The 15,372-nt window shown below is 65.9% G+C and carries 15 protein-coding genes; 8 read left to right on the plus strand and 7 right to left on the minus strand.

The annotated features are described in order from the left end of the window. Positions 1–8: 8 nt before the first annotated feature. The 7 genes from phoB to QW868_RS21155 all read right to left on the minus strand — a co-directional run bounded on the left by phoB (position 9) and on the right by QW868_RS21155 (position 7,149). The gene (phoB, locus tag QW868_RS21125) at positions 9–716 is read right to left on the minus strand and encodes a phosphate regulon transcriptional regulator PhoB (protein WP_315754964.1); all 708 of its coding nucleotides are present in this window, start codon (positions 714–716) and stop codon (positions 9–11) included. Positions 717–732: 16 nt separating this feature from the next. Further along, positions 733–1,449, minus strand: a complete 717-nt coding sequence (gene phoU / locus QW868_RS21130; RefSeq protein WP_315713504.1) for a phosphate signaling complex protein PhoU — start codon at positions 1,447–1,449, stop codon at positions 733–735. Between the two features lie 30 nt (positions 1,450–1,479). Next, entirely contained in the window at positions 1,480–2,301 is an 822-nt protein-coding gene (gene pstB / locus QW868_RS21135) for a phosphate ABC transporter ATP-binding protein PstB (RefSeq protein ID WP_315713505.1), read from the minus strand. Continuing rightward, on the minus strand, positions 2,298–3,179 hold the full coding sequence (gene pstA, locus QW868_RS21140) for a phosphate ABC transporter permease PstA (protein WP_315736701.1): 882 nt from the start codon (positions 3,177–3,179) through the stop codon (positions 2,298–2,300). The genes pstB and pstA overlap by 4 nt, the downstream gene beginning before the upstream one ends. Before the next feature lie 3 nt (positions 3,180–3,182). Then, positions 3,183–4,181, minus strand: a complete 999-nt coding sequence (gene pstC / locus QW868_RS21145; RefSeq protein WP_315778888.1) for a phosphate ABC transporter permease subunit PstC — start codon at positions 4,179–4,181, stop codon at positions 3,183–3,185. Between the two features lie 96 nt (positions 4,182–4,277). After that, a complete protein-coding gene (pstS, locus tag QW868_RS21150) occupies positions 4,278–5,288 on the minus strand; it encodes a phosphate ABC transporter substrate-binding protein PstS (protein WP_315736698.1) in 1,011 nt (336 codons plus the stop codon). Positions 5,289–6,219: 931 nt separating this feature from the next. Next, a complete protein-coding gene (locus tag QW868_RS21155) occupies positions 6,220–7,149 on the minus strand; it encodes a LysR family transcriptional regulator (protein ID WP_316231413.1) in 930 nt (309 codons plus the stop codon). Positions 7,150–7,253: 104 nt separating this feature from the next. On the opposite strand from QW868_RS21155, the gene QW868_RS21160 reads away from it, so the two are divergent. The 8 genes from QW868_RS21160 (at position 7,254) to QW868_RS21195 (ending at position 15,360) form a co-directional block, all read left to right on the plus strand. Next, positions 7,254–7,574, plus strand: a complete 321-nt coding sequence (locus QW868_RS21160) for a Dabb family protein (RefSeq protein WP_315736696.1) — start codon at positions 7,254–7,256, stop codon at positions 7,572–7,574. An 84-nt stretch (positions 7,575–7,658) separates the two neighbouring features. Next, positions 7,659–8,558, plus strand: coding sequence for an NAD(P)-dependent oxidoreductase (locus QW868_RS21165; RefSeq protein ID WP_315736695.1), 900 nt, complete (start codon positions 7,659–7,661; stop codon positions 8,556–8,558). A 13-nt stretch (positions 8,559–8,571) separates the two neighbouring features. Next, entirely contained in the window at positions 8,572–9,456 is an 885-nt protein-coding gene (locus QW868_RS21170) for an intradiol ring-cleavage dioxygenase (RefSeq protein WP_316231414.1), read from the plus strand. Between the two features lie 64 nt (positions 9,457–9,520). Next, positions 9,521–10,915: an FAD-linked oxidase C-terminal domain-containing protein gene (locus QW868_RS21175; protein WP_316231415.1), complete on the plus strand. Its 1,395-nt coding sequence runs from the start codon at positions 9,521–9,523 to the stop codon at positions 10,913–10,915. Next, complete coding sequence (locus QW868_RS21180; protein WP_316231416.1) at positions 10,912–12,429, plus strand: sugar ABC transporter ATP-binding protein; 1,518 nt, start codon at positions 10,912–10,914, stop codon at positions 12,427–12,429. Before QW868_RS21175 ends, QW868_RS21180 begins: the two co-directional genes overlap by 4 nt. Then, the gene (locus tag QW868_RS21185) at positions 12,422–13,372 is read left to right on the plus strand and encodes an ABC transporter permease (protein WP_316231417.1); all 951 of its coding nucleotides are present in this window, start codon (positions 12,422–12,424) and stop codon (positions 13,370–13,372) included. The genes QW868_RS21180 and QW868_RS21185 overlap by 8 nt, the downstream gene beginning before the upstream one ends. Beyond that, positions 13,369–14,346: an ABC transporter permease gene (locus tag QW868_RS21190; protein WP_316231418.1), complete on the plus strand. Its 978-nt coding sequence runs from the start codon at positions 13,369–13,371 to the stop codon at positions 14,344–14,346. Before QW868_RS21185 ends, QW868_RS21190 begins: the two co-directional genes overlap by 4 nt. A 39-nt stretch (positions 14,347–14,385) precedes the next feature. Next, positions 14,386–15,360, plus strand: coding sequence for a sugar ABC transporter substrate-binding protein (locus QW868_RS21195; protein WP_316231419.1), 975 nt, complete (start codon positions 14,386–14,388; stop codon positions 15,358–15,360). The last annotated feature ends 12 nt before the right edge of the window (positions 15,361–15,372 follow it).

The raw sequence follows: 15,372 nt of genomic DNA on the forward strand, positions 1-15,372 counted from the left end.
ATCGCCCCTTACACCTGCTCGCTCTTGGCGAAGCGATCATCGAGCGCATAACCGGCGCCGCGCACGGTGCGGATCGGGTCCTGCTCGCGGCCGGGATTGAGCAGCTTGCGCAGGCGGCCGATATGGACGTCGACGGTGCGCTCGTCGATGTAGATGTCGCGGCCCCAGACGCTGTCGAGCAGCTGTTCGCGGCTGAACACGCGGCCGGGGTGCTCGAGGAAGAATTCGAGCAGGCGGTATTCGGTCGGGCCGAGATCGATCGGCCGCCCCGAGCGCGCCACGCGGCGCTTCTCGCGGTCGAGCTCGATGTCGCCATAGGACAGCACGGTCGCCAGCCGCTCCGGGCTCGCCCGCCGCAGCAGGCCTTTCACGCGCGCCAGGAGCTCCGGCACCGAGAACGGCTTGACGATGTAGTCGTCGGCACCGGTGGCGAGTCCGCGCACGCGCTCGCTCTCCTCGCCGCGCGCCGTCAGCATGATGATCGGCAGTTGCCGGGTCTCGGAGCGCGCGCGCAGGCGGCGGCACAGCTCGATGCCGGAGAGGCCCGGCAGCATCCAGTCGAGCACGACGAGATCCGGAACGCGCTCCTTCAGCCGCGTGTCAGCCTCATCGCCGCGCGCCACGGTCTCGACCTCGTAGCCTTCGGCCTCGAGGTTGTAGCGCAGCAGCGTCGTCAGCGCCTCCTCGTCCTCCACCACCAGAATTCGGGCGCCCATGTCTGAACCGTCTCTCTTAGTTACCGGGAATCGTCGATGCGAAGCTCGTCATGTCGCCCTTCGGGCGCTTGTCCATGATCTGCTGGCCTTCGATCATATAGAATACAGTCTCGGCGATGTTGGTCGCGTGATCGCCGATGCGCTCGATGTTCTTGGCGCAGAACATCAGGTGGATGCAGAACGAGATGTTGCGCGGATCCTCCATCATGTAGGTCAGGAGTTCGCGGAACAGCGAGGTGCAGATGGCGTCGACTTCCTCGTCGCCCTTCCACACCGTCATCGCCGCCGGCAGGTCATGCGCGGCATAGGCGTCCAGCACCGTCTTGACCTGCGACTGCACCAGATCGGTCATGTGCTCGAGGCCGCGGATCAGCTTCAGCGGATGGAAGTCGCTCTCCAGCGCCGCGACGCGCTTGCCGATGTTCTTGGCGAGGTCGCCGATGCGCTCCAGATCGGTCGCCACGCGCATCGCGCCGACGATCTCGCGCAGGTCGACCGCCATCGGCTGGCGACGGGCGATCGTGAGCACGGCGCGCTCCTCGATGATGCGCTGCAGCTTGTCGACCTCGGCGTCGGTGGCGACCACCTTCTGGCCGAGCGCGATGTCGCGCCGCACCAGCGCATCGACGGAATCGACGATCAGCCGCTCCGCGAGGCCGCCCATCTCCGATACCAGACGGGTGAGGTCCTGCAGATCGCTGTCGAACGCCTTGGCGGTATGTTCACTGGCCATGATGATCTCCTGAAGACAATGTCGTCGGCGTCAGCCGAACCGGCCGGTGATGTAATCCTGGGTCCGCCGATCACTCGGCGAGGTGAAGATCTTGCTGGTGTCGTCGAACTCGATCAGCTCGCCGAGATACATGAAGGCGGTCTTGTCGGAGACGCGCGCCGCCTGCTGCATGTTATGCGTCACGATGGCGATTGTGTAGTTTTCGGCGAGCTCCTGGATCAGCTCCTCGACCTTGGCGGTCGAGATCGGATCGAGCGCCGAGCACGGCTCGTCGAACAAGATCACCTCCGGCCGGACCGCCACGGTGCGCGCGATGCACAGTCGCTGCTGCTGGCCGCCGGACAGCGACAGGCCCGAGGCGTTGAGCTTGTCCTTGACCTCGTTCCACAGCGCACCGCCGCGCAGCGCCTTCTCGACCCGGTCGTCCATCTCCGACTTCGATATCTTCTCATAGAGGCGGATGCCAAAGGCGATGTTCTCGTAGATCGTCATCGGGAACGGCGTCGGCTTCTGGAACACCATGCCGACCCGGGCGCGCAGCAGATTCAGATCGAGCTTGGGATCGAGGATGTTGGTGTTGTCGAGCATCAGCTGCCCGGTCGCCCGCTGGCCCGGATAGAGATCGTACATCCGGTTGAAGATGCGCAGCAGCGTGGACTTGCCGCAGCCGGACGGGCCGATGAACGCGGTGACGCGGTTGGTGCCCAGCGACAGGTTGATGTTCTTCAGCGCGTGATGGTCGCCGTAGTAGAAGTTGAGGTTGCGCGCGGTCACCTTGGCCGGCGCATCCGGAAGCGCCTTGCCGTGAAGAGCGTGATTGGGCTGACTGACGGAGACGGACAGTTCGGTCATTTGGTGTTCCTCTCGGCGCCGAGAATGCGTGCACCGATGTTCAGGGCGAGCACGGCCAGAGTGATGAGAAGGGCTCCGCTCCAGGCCAGTTGCTTCCAGTAGGCATAAGGGCTCTGGACGAAATTGTTGATGGTGACGGGCAGGTTCGCCATCGTCCTGGAAAGGTTGAGGCTCCAGAACTGGTTCGACAGCGCGGTGAACAGCAGAGGCGCGGTCTCGCCGGCGACGCGGGCGGTGGCAAGCAGCACGCCGGTGATGAGGCCCGAGCGCGCCGCCCGATAGGCGATGCGGCGGATCACCAGCGAGCGCGGCAGGCCGAGCGCAGACGCCGCCTCGCGCAGCGGGTTGGGCACGAGCAGCAGCATGTCCTCGGTGGTGCGCAGCACCACCGGGATCACGATGACCGCCAATGCAAGGGAACCCGCGAGTGCCGAGAAGCCGCCCATCGGCACCACGACCGCACCATAGATGAACAGGCCGATGATGATCGAGGGCGCCGACAGCAGGATGTCGTTGATGAAGCGGATCACCGAGGTCAGGCGGTCGTTGCGGCCGTATTCGGCGAGATAGGTGCCGGCGAACAGGCCGAGCGGCGCGCCGATGCCGACGCCGATGATCGTCATGATCAAGGAGCCGACGATGGCGTTGCGCAGGCCGCCTTCGCTGGAGCCGGGTGGCGGCGTGTCGGCGGCAAAAACCTGCAGGCTGAGGCCGGCGAGTCCGTTATAGAACAGCGTGAACAGGATCAGCGCCAGCCAGGTGACGCCGAACATCGCGGCGGCGACGCAGAGGCCGCGGATCACGATGTCCCTGCGGCGCCGGCGCGCATAGATCGGATTGACCGGCGCATCGAGTGTAAGCGTATCAGCGCTGGACATGGCTTATCTTCCCGCCTTGGCTTCGAGCCGCATGAGCATCAGCCGCGCGCTCGCCAGCACGAAGAAGGTGAGCACGAACAGCAGCAGACCGAGCAGGATCAGGCTCGACTGGTGCAGCCCGTCGCTCTCCTGGAATTCGGAGGCGATGGCGGCCGAGATCGTGGTGCCCGGCGCGAAGATCGAGGATGAGATCCGGAACGAGTTGCCGATGATGAAGGTCACCGCCATCGTTTCGCCGAGCGCACGGCCCAGCGCCAGCATGACGCCGCCGATGACGCCGACGCGGGTGTAGGGAATGACGACGCTGCGCACGACCTCCCAGGTGGTGCAGCCGACCCCGTAGGCGGCTTCCTTCAGCACCGGCGGGACGGTCTTGAACACGTCGACCGAGATCGAGGTGATGAACGGCAACACCATGATCGCCAGGATCAGCGAGGCGTTGAACAGGCTGAGATAGGACGGCGGACCGGCGAAGATGTCCTGCAGCACGGGGATGCCGGCGCAGAGATTGATCATGAACGGCTGGAACGTATAGGCCAGGAACGGCCCCAGCACGAAGAAGCCCCACATGCCGTAGATGATCGAAGGAATGCCGGCGAGCAGCTCGATCGCAAGTCCGATCGGACGGCGCAGCCATTGCGGGCACAGCTCGGTGAGGAAGATCGCAATGCCCAGACCGACCGGAATGGCGATCAGCATCGCGATGAAGGACGTGACCAAGGTGCCGTAGATAGGGCCGAGCGCGCCGAGCACCGGCGGATCGGCCGACGGCGCCCAGCGCCGCGTCCACAGGAATTCGAAGCCATATTCTCTCATGGCCGGCCATGCGCCGACGATGAGCGACAGGATGATGCCGCCCAGGATCAACAGGACGGAGATCGCGGACAGCCGCGTGATCCAATAGAAGGTCACGTCGCCGAGCTTGAAGGCGTTGAGCGCGCGTGCCCGGTCATAGGGTCCGGCAGCGGCCGCGATATCGCTGACTTCGGTCTGAACCGCCATCTCTGCCAATTCTGCCCCCTGTTCCTTGGACACGCCGCAACCCCGGTAGCGTCCCTCCCCCGGAGGCCGGGAGAGGGGATTTTCGATACGTCCAGCTCAGCTCTTGATGTCGGCCGACCAGGTCTTCTCGATCAGCTTCACGACGCTGTCGGGCATCGGGATGTAGTCGAGCTCCTCAGCCATCTTGCCGCCCTTCTCGAACGACCACTTGAAGAACTTGATGGCTTCGCCGGACGCCGCCTTGTCGGCCGGCTCCTTGTGCATCAGGATGAAGGTCGCCGCCGTCATCGGCCAGGACTTGTCGCCGGGCTGGTTGGCGAGGATCACGTAGTAGCCGGGGGCCTTGGCCCAGTCGGCATTCGCGGCCGCGGCCTGGAAGGCCTCGACGGTCGGCTGCACGGTCTTGCCGGCTTTGTTCATCATGCCGGTGTAGGTGAGCTTGTTCTGCTTGGCATAGGCGTACTCGACATAGCCGATCGAGTTCTTGGTCTGGCCGATGTTGCCGGACACACCCTCGTTGCCCTTGGCGCCGACACCGACCGGCCACTCGACGGCGGTGTTGAAGCCGATCTTGCTCTTCCAGTCGGCGCTCACCTCGGAGAGGTAGTAGGTGAAGTTGAAGGTCGTGCCCGAGCCGTCGGAGCGGCGGACCACGGCGATCGCATCGGACGGCAGCTTGACGCTGGGGTTGAGCTTCTTGATCGCGGCGTCATCCCACTTGGTGATCTTGCCGAGATAGATGTTGGCGAGCGTCTCGCCGTCCAGCACCATCTCGCCCGGCTTCACGCCCTCGAGGTTGACGACCGGCACGATGCCGCCCATCACCATCGGCCACTGCACCAGGCCGTCCTTCTCGAGCTGCTCGGCCTTGAGCGGCGCGTCGGTGGCGCCAAAGGTCACGGTCTTGGCCTGGATCTGCTTGATGCCGCCGCCAGAACCGATCGACTGGTAGTTCAGACCGTTGCCGGTCTCCTTCTTGTAGGCGTCCGCCCACTTGGAATAGATCGGGAACGGGAACGTCGCGCCCGCACCGGTAATGTCGGCAGCGAAGGCCGACGTCGATGCGGCGACCAAGCCGGCAGCGACGATAGCTTTGACGAAATTCATAGCTGGTCTCCATGCTTGGGAAGCGAAGCGCCATCTGCGCCCGATTGCGCTTCCCCGGCCGCTTTACGGGGCCTCAGTGTGGCTTTTATAAAGGTTCGATGACAGTCGGATGACAGTCACAAGCCGTTGATAAGTATTGATCTTTCGATCCAAATCCGAATTTCTACGGGCCAACCGACATATTGCGGCGGGCTGCGGCACCTCGCGTCCGTGCGAGCGTCGCTCCCCCCCCCCGGGGACAGACCATCACCGCCGTCATCGCCCGCGCGGGCGGGCGAACCAGCATACCACCGGCGGCCATGATCCGCCGAGACGCCGCGGCGTACTGGATGCCCGTCTGCGCCCTGGGGTTATGGGTCCCGGATCGGCGCGCTGTGCGCGCTTGTCCGGGACGACACCGGGGATTGGGTTGGCGACATGAGCAGCCATGGAGATGAGCGCGTGCGTTCCCGCGGCCTACGAGGCCCGAGGTGTGGGTTCGTCGTGTCCCTCCTGATCATGAGAGGGCGCGAGGAAGGCCGGACCTCGGCTGAGGCCCGTGGCCCGCCTGCTCAAAAGAATGCAGGCGGCAGGTACCACAGGTACAGCCGGACAGACCCGGCCTTCCCCGCGCGACGGTGTTAACGGTGTCCTTCGTGCTCTCCCTGGGGATCGGCGTTCTTGCCCCCATCGCCCGCGCGTGCCGTCAAGCAACGACCACGGACTTGACCTCAGCGTCGAGAGGCCAGGACCACACGACTTCGCCGTCCGTGCCGCCTGCGCTCGTCTGGCACAGCCGTCACGTCCATCGCAGCCCACCTCCACGTTCGTGACGACGCGTACGTCCCTCTGCTCGAGGCGGGTTGCACGCAAGAGACCACAATTTCCGAAAAATAGCAAGATAATTATTTTTATCAGAAGAGCATCCCTCTCCCCGCACGCGGGCATCGGCTCAATCCGGCTTGGGCGGCTCGATCCAGATCCCCGGGTCGGAATGGGTCCGGATGTGATCGACGAGGAAATCGGCGAACACCCTGATCTTGGCCGGCAGCCTGACGCGGTTCTGGTAGGCGATGTTCATCGTCAAGAGCGGCAGCTCCCAGTCGAGCAGGACCGGCACCAGCCGGCCGGCCAGAATGTCGCTCTGCACGATGTAGAGCGGCTGGATCAGGATGCCGAGCCCGGCAAGCGCGGCGCCCCTGATCACTTGGCCGTCGTTGCTGTCGAGCGTCGGCGCGATCCGGATGCTCTGAACGGCGTTGCCGCTGCGCAGCGACAGGGAATAGGGATCGTTGGCGAGATTGTAGATCAGCATGTCGTGGCGCACGAGATCGGCTGGAACGACCGGGCGGCCACGGCTCGCGAGATAGGACGGCGCGGCCGCCAGCACGCGCCGCATCTGCCCGATGCGGCGAACGACGATGCCCGAGTCCGGCTCATGCTCGCGGGTGCGGATCGCCACGTCGATGCCCGCCTCGATGAAATCCGGGTAGCGGTTGGCGGCGATGATCTGCAGGCTCAGCTTTGGATACATCGCGCGAAACGCCGGCAGCATCGGCGCGAGATAGATCGTCGCGAACGACAGCGAGCTGGTGACGCGCAGCATGCCCTGCGGCGACAGTGCGCGGTCGCTGACGGCGTCCTCGGCCTCGGCCAGCTCGTTGAGCAGCGGGCCGCAGCGCTGCAGCAGCTCCTGCCCGGCTTCGGTCAGCCAGAGCCGGCGCGTGTTGCGCTCGATCAGGCGCACCGCGAGCCGCTCCTCCAGCGCGCTGAGATGCCGGCTCGCCGCGGCGTTGGACATCCGCAAGGACTCGGCGGCCTTGGACAGGCTGCCCAGCTCGGCCGTCTTGGAAAACACCTCGAGTTGGAGCAGACGGTCCATTGTTACGCTGATCGGAAAACAGAGTTACAATTTTTGTCCTTTATTTCCATTTCCTGCAAGGCAAAATCGTCAGACAAGACCAAGCACAGGTGAGGGACGCACGAATGACGGGGCCGATCAGGCACATCGTGATGTGGCGGCTGCGCGCCGAGACGGCTGCCGAGCGCGCCGCGGCCCGGCTCAAGGTCAAGACCCTGTTCGAGAGTTTGAAAGGCCGGATCGACGGCCTGACCCACATCGAGGTCGGTCTCGATGTCAGCGACGTCGACTATGCCTGCGACGTCGTCCTGTTCTCCGAATTCGCCAGCAGCGCCGCATTGAAGGCCTATGCGTCGCATCCGGAGCACCTGCGCGTCCGCGACGAGCTCGGCGACCTCAGGATCGGCCGCTTCCAGGTCGACTATCCCGTGGCGACCGGCACGTGACCGGCCCCCTCACGTCGACGAACCTGCGAGGCAGCATCGCGTCGCCACAGGCACAGCAAATGAAGCAATCGGCGGACCTCACCCATGTCACTTCCTGACAAGCGCCTCGCCTTCATCGGCATCGGCAAGATCGGCCTGCCGATCGCGGCGCGGCTCGCCAAGGCCGGCCATGACGTCACGGCGTTCGATCCCAACGCCGCCCGGCTCGACGAGGCACGTGCGCTCGGCATGGCCGCCGCGTCGTCCGCTGCCGAGGCGGTGCGCGACCATGCCGTCGTCATCTCGTCACTGCCCGACGATACCGCACTGCGCGCGGCGATGCTGGACAGCGGCGGACTGATCGCGGCCATGGCGCCGGGCGCGATCCTGATCGAGACCAGCACCGTGGGTGTCGACGCGTCGAGCGCGGTCGCGGCCGCCGCGAGCGCTCGCGACGTCGCCTATCTGCGCACGCCGATCTCCGGCAATGCCAGCATCGCCCACACCGGCGAGCTGACGTGCTTCGTGTCCGGTCCAAGAGAGGCGTTCACCCTGATCACGCCGGTGCTGGCCGGCTTCACGCGCGCGCAGACCTATCTGGGCGCGGCGGAAGAGGCGCGCTACGCCAAGCTCGCCGTCAACCTGATGATCGCGACGACGGCGGCGATGATGGCCGAAAGCCTCGCCCTCGCACGCAAGGGCGGCATCGCCTGGCCCGACATTCTGAAGGTGCTGCATGACAGCGCAGTCGCCTCGCCGATGGTGAAGTACAAGACCGCGCCGCTGCTGGCGCGCGACTTTGCCGCGACGTTCTCCTGCGCGCAGATGGCCAAGGATCTCGATCTGATTCTCGGCGCCGGCCATGCCGTCGGCGTGCCGCTGCAGCTCGCGGCGCAGGTCCGTGAGACCTATGGCGCGCTGATCGCGTCAGGCGATGCCGACACCGACTTCCTCGCCACCGTCCGGCATGTCGAGCGGCTGTCCGGGCTCGGCGAGCCTCTCTGAAAGGAGCCGCGTCTTGCGCAACTTCAACGAGACCACGATCACGGATGCCGTGCTCGAACGCCTGGCGGGCGCGCGTGATGCGCGGATCAAACAGGTCAGCGAGGCGCTGGTGCGCCATCTCCATGCCTTCGTGCGCGAGGTCCGTCCGACCCAGCAGGAATGGGAATACGGCATCGGCTTCCTGACCCGCACCGGCCAGATGTGCGACGACAAGCGCCAGGAGTTCATCCTGCTGTCGGATATGCTCGGCGTTTCGATGCTGGTCGACGCCATCAATCATCCGGTGCCGGAAGGCGCCACCGAGACCACGGTGCTCGGCCCCTTCTTCGTCCAGGCCGCGCCGGAACGCGCCAACGGCGACGATATCGCGGGCCCGATGAAAGGCGATCCGCTGCTGGTGACCGGCTCGGTGTCGAGCGCGGACGGCGCGCCGCTGGCAGGCGCCGTGGTCGACGTCTGGCACTCCGACGACGACGGCTATTACGACGTGCAGCGGCTCGAGCAGATCGGCGATCTCGCCATGCGCGCGCGCTTCCATACCGACGCCGACGGCCGCTTCCATTTCTGGTCGATCAAGCCCGCGGCCTATCCGATCCCCAACGACGGGCCGGTCGGCGACATGCTCACGGCGCAGGGGCGGCATCCGTGGCGGCCGGCGCATGTGCATTTCATGATCTCGGCGCCCGGCTTCGAGCGGCTGGTGACGCATGTGTTCGTCGCCGGTGACCAATATCTCGATTCCGACGTCGTGTTCGGCGTCAAGGACAGCCTGATCCGCGACTTCACGCGCTGCCCGCCGGGCCGTGCGCCAGATGGCCGCATGGTGGCGCAGGGATATTTTCATCTCAACTATGATTTCGGCCTGAAACGGCTTGCGGAGCGCGCCAATCAGGTTTGAGCTGAGCGGACGACAAGGACCGTCAAGAGTCCTGTCATCGTCGAGGAAGCGGACGGGAGGAATGATGGAGTTGCGGGTCGGCACCGGCGCATTGGCCGAGCGGCTTTCGAACCTGATCGGGCCGCGTGCGAGTCTCGCGCGCGGCGTGCTGGATCAGCACGGCCGGAGCGAGTCGTACTATCCGGCGATGCCGCCCGACATCGTCGTGTTTCCCGAGACAACGCAGGAGGTCGCCGACATCGTCAGGCTGTGCGCCGAGGCTGCCACGCCTATCGTGCCGTTCGGCGCCGGCACGTCGCTCGAAGGCAACGCTGCGGCTGTCGCGGGCGGGGTCTGTTTCGACTTCGCCCGCATGAACGAGGTGCTGGCCGTGCATGACGCCGACATGGACGTCGTGGTGCAGCCCGGCATCACGCGCAAGCAGCTCAATGCCGAGCTGCGCGGGACAGGCCTGTTCTTTCCGATCGATCCCGGCGCCGACGCCTCGATCGGCGGCATGAGTTCGACCCGTGCCTCCGGGACCATGGCGGTGCGCTATGGCACCATGAAGGACAACGTCCTCGCGCTCGAGGTCGTGCTGGCCGACGGCCGGGTGATCCACACCGCGAAGCGTGCGCGCAAATCCGCCGCCGGCTACGACCTGACACGGCTGTTCGTCGGATCGGAGGGGACACTCGGCGTGATCACCGAGATCACGCTGAAGCTGCATCCCCTGCCCCAGGCGATCTCGGCCGCAACCTGCAGCTTCCCGACTTTGCACGACGCGGTCGACACAGCGATCGCGCTGATCCAGTCGGCCGTCCCCGCCGCCCGCATCGAGCTCGTCGATGACGTCATGATGCGCGGCATCAATGCCTATTCGAAGCTCGGCTATCGGGAAGCCCCGACGCTGTTCCTGGAATTTCACGGCTCTGATGCCGCCGTCGCCGAGCAGGCGCAGACGGCGGAGGCGATCGCGACCGAGCATGGCGGCCGAGGCTTCGCCTGGGCCAAGGCCGCCGAGGATCGCAGCCGGCTCTGGCACGCCCGCGACAATACGCTGTACGCCGGCCTCGGCCTGCGGCCGGGCGCCCGCGCCGTCATCACCGACGTCTGCGTGCCGATCTCCCGGCTGGCCGAATGCCTGACCGAAACGCGCCGGGACGCCGACGCCAACGGCTTCCTCGCACCGATCGTCGGCCATGTCGGCGACGGCAATTTCCACATGCTGATCCTGATCGATCCGACCGATGAGCACGAGCTCGCCGGCGCCAAGGCGCTGCAGGCGCGCATGGTGGCGCGCGCGATCGCGATGGACGGCACCTGCACCGGCGAGCACGGCATTGGCCTCGGAAAGGTCGACTATCTCGAGGACGAGCTCGGCGAAGCCGTCGCGGTGATGCGCGCCATCAAGACCGCGCTCGATCCGGATGGCCTGATGAATCCGGGCAAGATCTTCGCCGCCGGAGCGCAGGCATGAGCGCCGCAGCCGCCATCGCATCTCCATCGCCGCTGCTGGAGCTGCGCGGGATCAGCAAGACGTTCCCCGGCGTCAAGGCGCTGGACGATGTGTCGTTCGCGATCTACCCGGGCGAAGTCCACATGCTGCTCGGCGAGAACGGCGCCGGCAAATCCAGCCTGATGAAGATCCTGTGCGGCGCCTATAGCGCCGATGCGGGTGAGGTCTATTACAAGGGTAAGAAGGTTGCGATCACCTCGACGGCCGATGCGCAAGACCTCGGCATCGCCGTGATCTTCCAGGAATTCTCGCTGGTGCCGTTCCTCGACATCGCGCAGAACATCTATCTCGGCCGCGAGCCGAAAGGCCGCCTGCCCGGCACCATCGACCGCCGCAGGATCCTGGCCGATGCGAAGCGCGTGCTCGACAGCATCGGCTTCGACATCGATCCTTCTGTCATCGTCGACACGCTCGGCGTCGCGCAGCAGCAGATGGTCGAGATTGCGAAAGCGATCAGCCAGAATGCGCGGATCCTGGTGATGGACGAGCCGACGGCGGCGCTGTCCGACCGCGAGGCGGAGCTGCTGTTCGCGCTGATCCGACGGCTGAAGGCGGACGGCGTGGCGATCGTCTACATCTCGCACCGCATGGCCGAGGTGTTCGCGCTCGGCGACCGCATTACCGTGCTGCGCGACGGCCGCCGCATCGGCGATGTCAGCCCCGCCGACGTCACGCCCGACCAGCTCGTGCGCATGATGGTCGGGCGCAATATCGACATGAGCTATCCGCGCCATTTCGCGGAAACGCCGGGCGAGCTCGTGCTCGAGGTCAAGGGACTGAGCGCCACGACCGGGATCGCCGACATCAACATCGAGGTGCGGCGGGGTGAGATCGTCGGCCTGTGCGGCCTCGTCGGCTCCGGACGTACCGAGGTGGCGCGCGCGATCTTCGGCGCCGATCCGGTCAGCGCCGGCGAGATCATCTTCGACGGCGAGCCGATCGCGGGCGAGCCTGATATCGCTGCCCGCCACGGCATCGCGCTGATCCCCGAGAGCCGCAAGAGCGAGGGCCTGGCGCTGCTGCGCTCGGTCGGCGACAACCTCGTGGTGTCGGCGCTGAAGAAGCTGTTTCCCAGTGGCCTCTACGATCCGCGCGGCGCGCAGCGCACCGCGGACGGGCTGATCCGGCAATTGCGGATCGCTACGCCGAATGCGCGCCAGACGGTCGGCCTGCTCTCGGGCGGCAACCAGCAGAAGGTCGTGATCGGCAAATGGCTCGCGGCCGGCGCCAGGCTGTTCATCTTCGACGAGCCGACGCGCGGCATCGACGTCGGCGCCAAATCCGAGATCTTCGCGCTGATCGACCGGCTGGTCGCCGAGGGCGCGGCCGCGCTGATGATCTCGTCCGAGCAGATCGAGATCTGCCACGTCTGCGACCGCGCCTATGTGATGCGCGAGGGACGCATCGCCGGACACCTGGCGCGCAGCGAGCTGACCGAGGAGAATATCGTGCGACTGGGGATGCATGATGAGTGACGCCGCCGTCGTTTCGCCGATCCGGTCGCTGCAGCGCATCCCGGGCGTGGCGATCGTCCTGGTGCTGCTGATTGCGCTGTTCGGCGCAATCGCCCCGGGCTTCCTGTCGGCCGCGAACCTCTCCAACGTGCTGGTGCAGTCGACGATCCTGACCATGCTCGCGCTGCCGATGACCCTGATCATCATGACCGAAGGGCTCGACCTCTCGATGGGCGCGGTGCTGACGCTGACCTCGCTCTGCGTCGCCATCGTCTCGCTCGCGACCAAGTCCGTGCTGCTGGGCCTCGGCGCCGCGGTGCTGGTCGGCGCGGCGTTCGGCTCCGTCAATGGCTGGCTGGTCGCGATCGTCGGGATTCCGCCGTTCGTGGCCACCCTCGCCACGCTCGGCATGGCGCAGGGCCTGTCGCTGATCGTCAGCGACGGCCAGAGCGTGGTCGGCATTCCCCACAGCGTGCGCGACATCTATTCGGCGACGCTGCTCGGCATCCCCGTTCCGATCCTCATGGGGCTCGCAACCTACGCCGTCTTCCACGGCCTGCTGTACCACACCCGGTTCGGCACCTACATCTTCGCACTCGGCGGCAACCGCGAGGCGCTCCGCTATGCCGGCCTGTCGCCGACCAGGCTCCTGATCGCGGTCTATGCGATCGGCGGCACGATGGCGGGCATCGCCGGCCTGCTGATGACCTCGCGGATGAATTCGGGACATCCGACCGCAGGGCTCGGGCTGGAGTTCGACGCCATCGCGGCGGTGGCGGTCGGCGGCACCTCGTTCGAGCGCGGCAATGGCTGGCTGCTCGGCACCGTGCTCGGCGTCATCGCGGTCGGCGTGCTGCGCAACGGCCTCAATCTGGTGTCGCTGCCATCCTCCGTGCAGGTCGCGAGCGTCGGCGCGCTCGTCATCGTCGCGATGTTCCTCGACGGCCTGCGGAGCCGGTCATGACCGACATCGCCAAAGAGAGCGTCCTGCCGCCGCGGTCGTTCCTGTCGCAGAACGCGGCACAGGTGTTCTACCGGCTGCTCGCCGCGCTCTTGATCTGCGCCGCGCTGACCGTGCTGAGCGACTCCTTCCTCAGCCTCGGCAACATTCTCAACGTGCTCAGGCAGGCAAGCCTGACCTTCTTCATCGCCTCCGGCCTCACGCTGGTGGTACTGACCGCCGGCCTCGATCTGTCGGTCGGCGCCAACGTTGCCTTGTCGGCGTGTCTTGCCGGCACCGTGATCCATCAGACCGGCTCGCCCGCACTCGGGATCCTGACCGGGCTGCTCGCCGGCGGCAGCGTCGGCTTCCTCAATGGCTTCATGGTCACGGCGCTGCGTATCCCCTCCTTCATCGCCACCTACGGCATGCTCTGGGTGCTGAACGGCGTCACCTACTGGTACATGGCGGGCGAGACGATCCACGGCTTTCCCACGGGCTTCCGCCAGATCGGCAGCGGCTATCTGCTCGGGCTGCCGATCCCGGTCTATCTGCTGCTGGTGTTTCTCGCGATCGGATCGTTCTTCGCGCAACGCACCACATGGGGCCAGGAGATCTACGCCATCGGCGCCAATCCGGTTGCGGCGCGGCTCTCCGGCATTCCGGTCGCGCGCCGGCTGCTGCTGGTCTACACCGTCTCCGGTACCATGGCCGGGCTCGCCTCGATCATCTTCCTGTCGCGGCTCAACTCCGCCGAAGCCGACATCGGCGAAAGCCTGACGCTGCCGGCCATCGCCGCGGTGCTGATCGGCGGCACATCGCTGTTCGGCGGCGTCGGAACCGTGTTCGGCACCTTCATCGGCGCCTTGATCCTGACGCTGATGCTGAACGGCATGAACCTGCTCGCGATCAGCGCCAACTGGCAGCCGCTCGTCACCGGCATCATCGTCATCATCGCCGTCTGGCTCGACATGAAGACGCGGCGCCCGACGCAATGAGCTCATAAGCAAACTCAGAAAACGAGGGATGGAAACACCATGCAACACCGGATACCGCACAGCCTCGCGCTCGCACTCCTGATCACGGCTGTCACGACGCAGGCCCGCGCCGACGGCGAGACGATCGCCGTGTTCACCAAGAACCAGACCAATCCGTTCTTCCAGACCGTGCGGGTCGGCGCTGACAACATGGCGAAGGTGCTCAACGCCAAGATCCTGCACTACATCCCGACCAAGCCGGACTCGATCCCCGAGCAGCTCAGCCAGATCGAGGACGTCGTGGTCAAGAAGCCGAGCGCCATCGTCTTCACGCCGGTCGACTACAAGGCGATGGTGCCGGGAGTCGAGAAGATCAACGACGCCAAGATTCCCGTCGTCAACATCACCGACCGCTCGGCCGGCGGCAAGTTCGTCTCCTTCGTCGGCGCCGACGACTACAGCCTCGGCCTGGAGACGGGCCGGTTCCTGCTCAAGACGCTCGGCGGCAAGGGCAACATCGTCATCATCGAAGGGGTCAAGGGCTCGCTGACCAATGTCGATCGCGTGCGCGGCTTCAATGACGCGCTGAAGGAGAATCCCGGCGCCAAGCTGCTGGCGTCGCAGCCCGGCAACTACCAGCGCCTGCAGGCCTTGCAGGTGATGGAAAACCTGATGCAGTCCAATGCGCAGATCGATGGCGTGCTCGCCGCCAACGATGCCATGGCCGTCGGCGCCATCGAGGCGCTGGACGGCGCCAACCGCAAGGCCCAGGTGATCGGCATCAACGGCACCAAGGAGGCGATCGACGCGATCAAGTCCGGCAAGCTGCTCGCCAGCGGCGACTACAACGGCTTCGCCCAGGGCTGCCTCGGCACCATGATGGTCGTCCGCTCGCTGCGCGGCCAGCCGGTCATCGGCGAGATCGTGCTGAAGCCGACCGTCATCACCAAGGACAACTACCAGCCGTTCGACGTTCCGCTCGAGCAGCGGACCTGCCCGACCTTCGAGGAGGCGAGCAAGCTCAGCGCGAAATAGGGTCAGCCATCA

It is taken from the genome of Bradyrhizobium sp. SZCCHNR1051 (assembly GCF_032489615.1).
Lineage (GTDB): Bacteria > Pseudomonadota > Alphaproteobacteria > Rhizobiales > Xanthobacteraceae > Bradyrhizobium.

Coding starts and splice junctions, on each gene's coding strand:
- pstS (WP_315736698.1), bottom strand. CDS start 5,288: ATGAATTTCGTCAAAGCTATCGTCGCTGCCGGCTTGGTCGCCGCATCG.
- QW868_RS21190 (WP_316231418.1), top strand. CDS start 13,369: ATGACCGACATCGCCAAAGAGAGCGTCCTGCCGCCGCGGTCGTTCCTG.
- QW868_RS21175 (WP_316231415.1), top strand. CDS start 9,521: ATGGAGTTGCGGGTCGGCACCGGCGCATTGGCCGAGCGGCTTTCGAAC.
- QW868_RS21195 (WP_316231419.1), top strand. CDS start 14,386: ATGCAACACCGGATACCGCACAGCCTCGCGCTCGCACTCCTGATCACG.
- QW868_RS21180 (WP_316231416.1), top strand. CDS start 10,912: ATGAGCGCCGCAGCCGCCATCGCATCTCCATCGCCGCTGCTGGAGCTG.
- QW868_RS21160 (WP_315736696.1), top strand. CDS start 7,254: ATGACGGGGCCGATCAGGCACATCGTGATGTGGCGGCTGCGCGCCGAG.
- phoB (WP_315754964.1), bottom strand. CDS start 716: ATGGGCGCCCGAATTCTGGTGGTGGAGGACGAGGAGGCGCTGACGACG.
- pstA (WP_315736701.1), bottom strand. CDS start 3,179: ATGTCCAGCGCTGATACGCTTACACTCGATGCGCCGGTCAATCCGATC.
- QW868_RS21185 (WP_316231417.1), top strand. CDS start 12,422: ATGAGTGACGCCGCCGTCGTTTCGCCGATCCGGTCGCTGCAGCGCATC.
- pstC (WP_315778888.1), bottom strand. CDS start 4,181: ATGGCGGTTCAGACCGAAGTCAGCGATATCGCGGCCGCTGCCGGACCC.
- QW868_RS21165 (WP_315736695.1), top strand. CDS start 7,659: ATGTCACTTCCTGACAAGCGCCTCGCCTTCATCGGCATCGGCAAGATC.
- phoU (WP_315713504.1), bottom strand. CDS start 1,449: ATGGCCAGTGAACATACCGCCAAGGCGTTCGACAGCGATCTGCAGGAC.
- pstB (WP_315713505.1), bottom strand. CDS start 2,301: ATGACCGAACTGTCCGTCTCCGTCAGTCAGCCCAATCACGCTCTTCAC.
- QW868_RS21155 (WP_316231413.1), bottom strand. CDS start 7,149: ATGGACCGTCTGCTCCAACTCGAGGTGTTTTCCAAGACGGCCGAGCTG.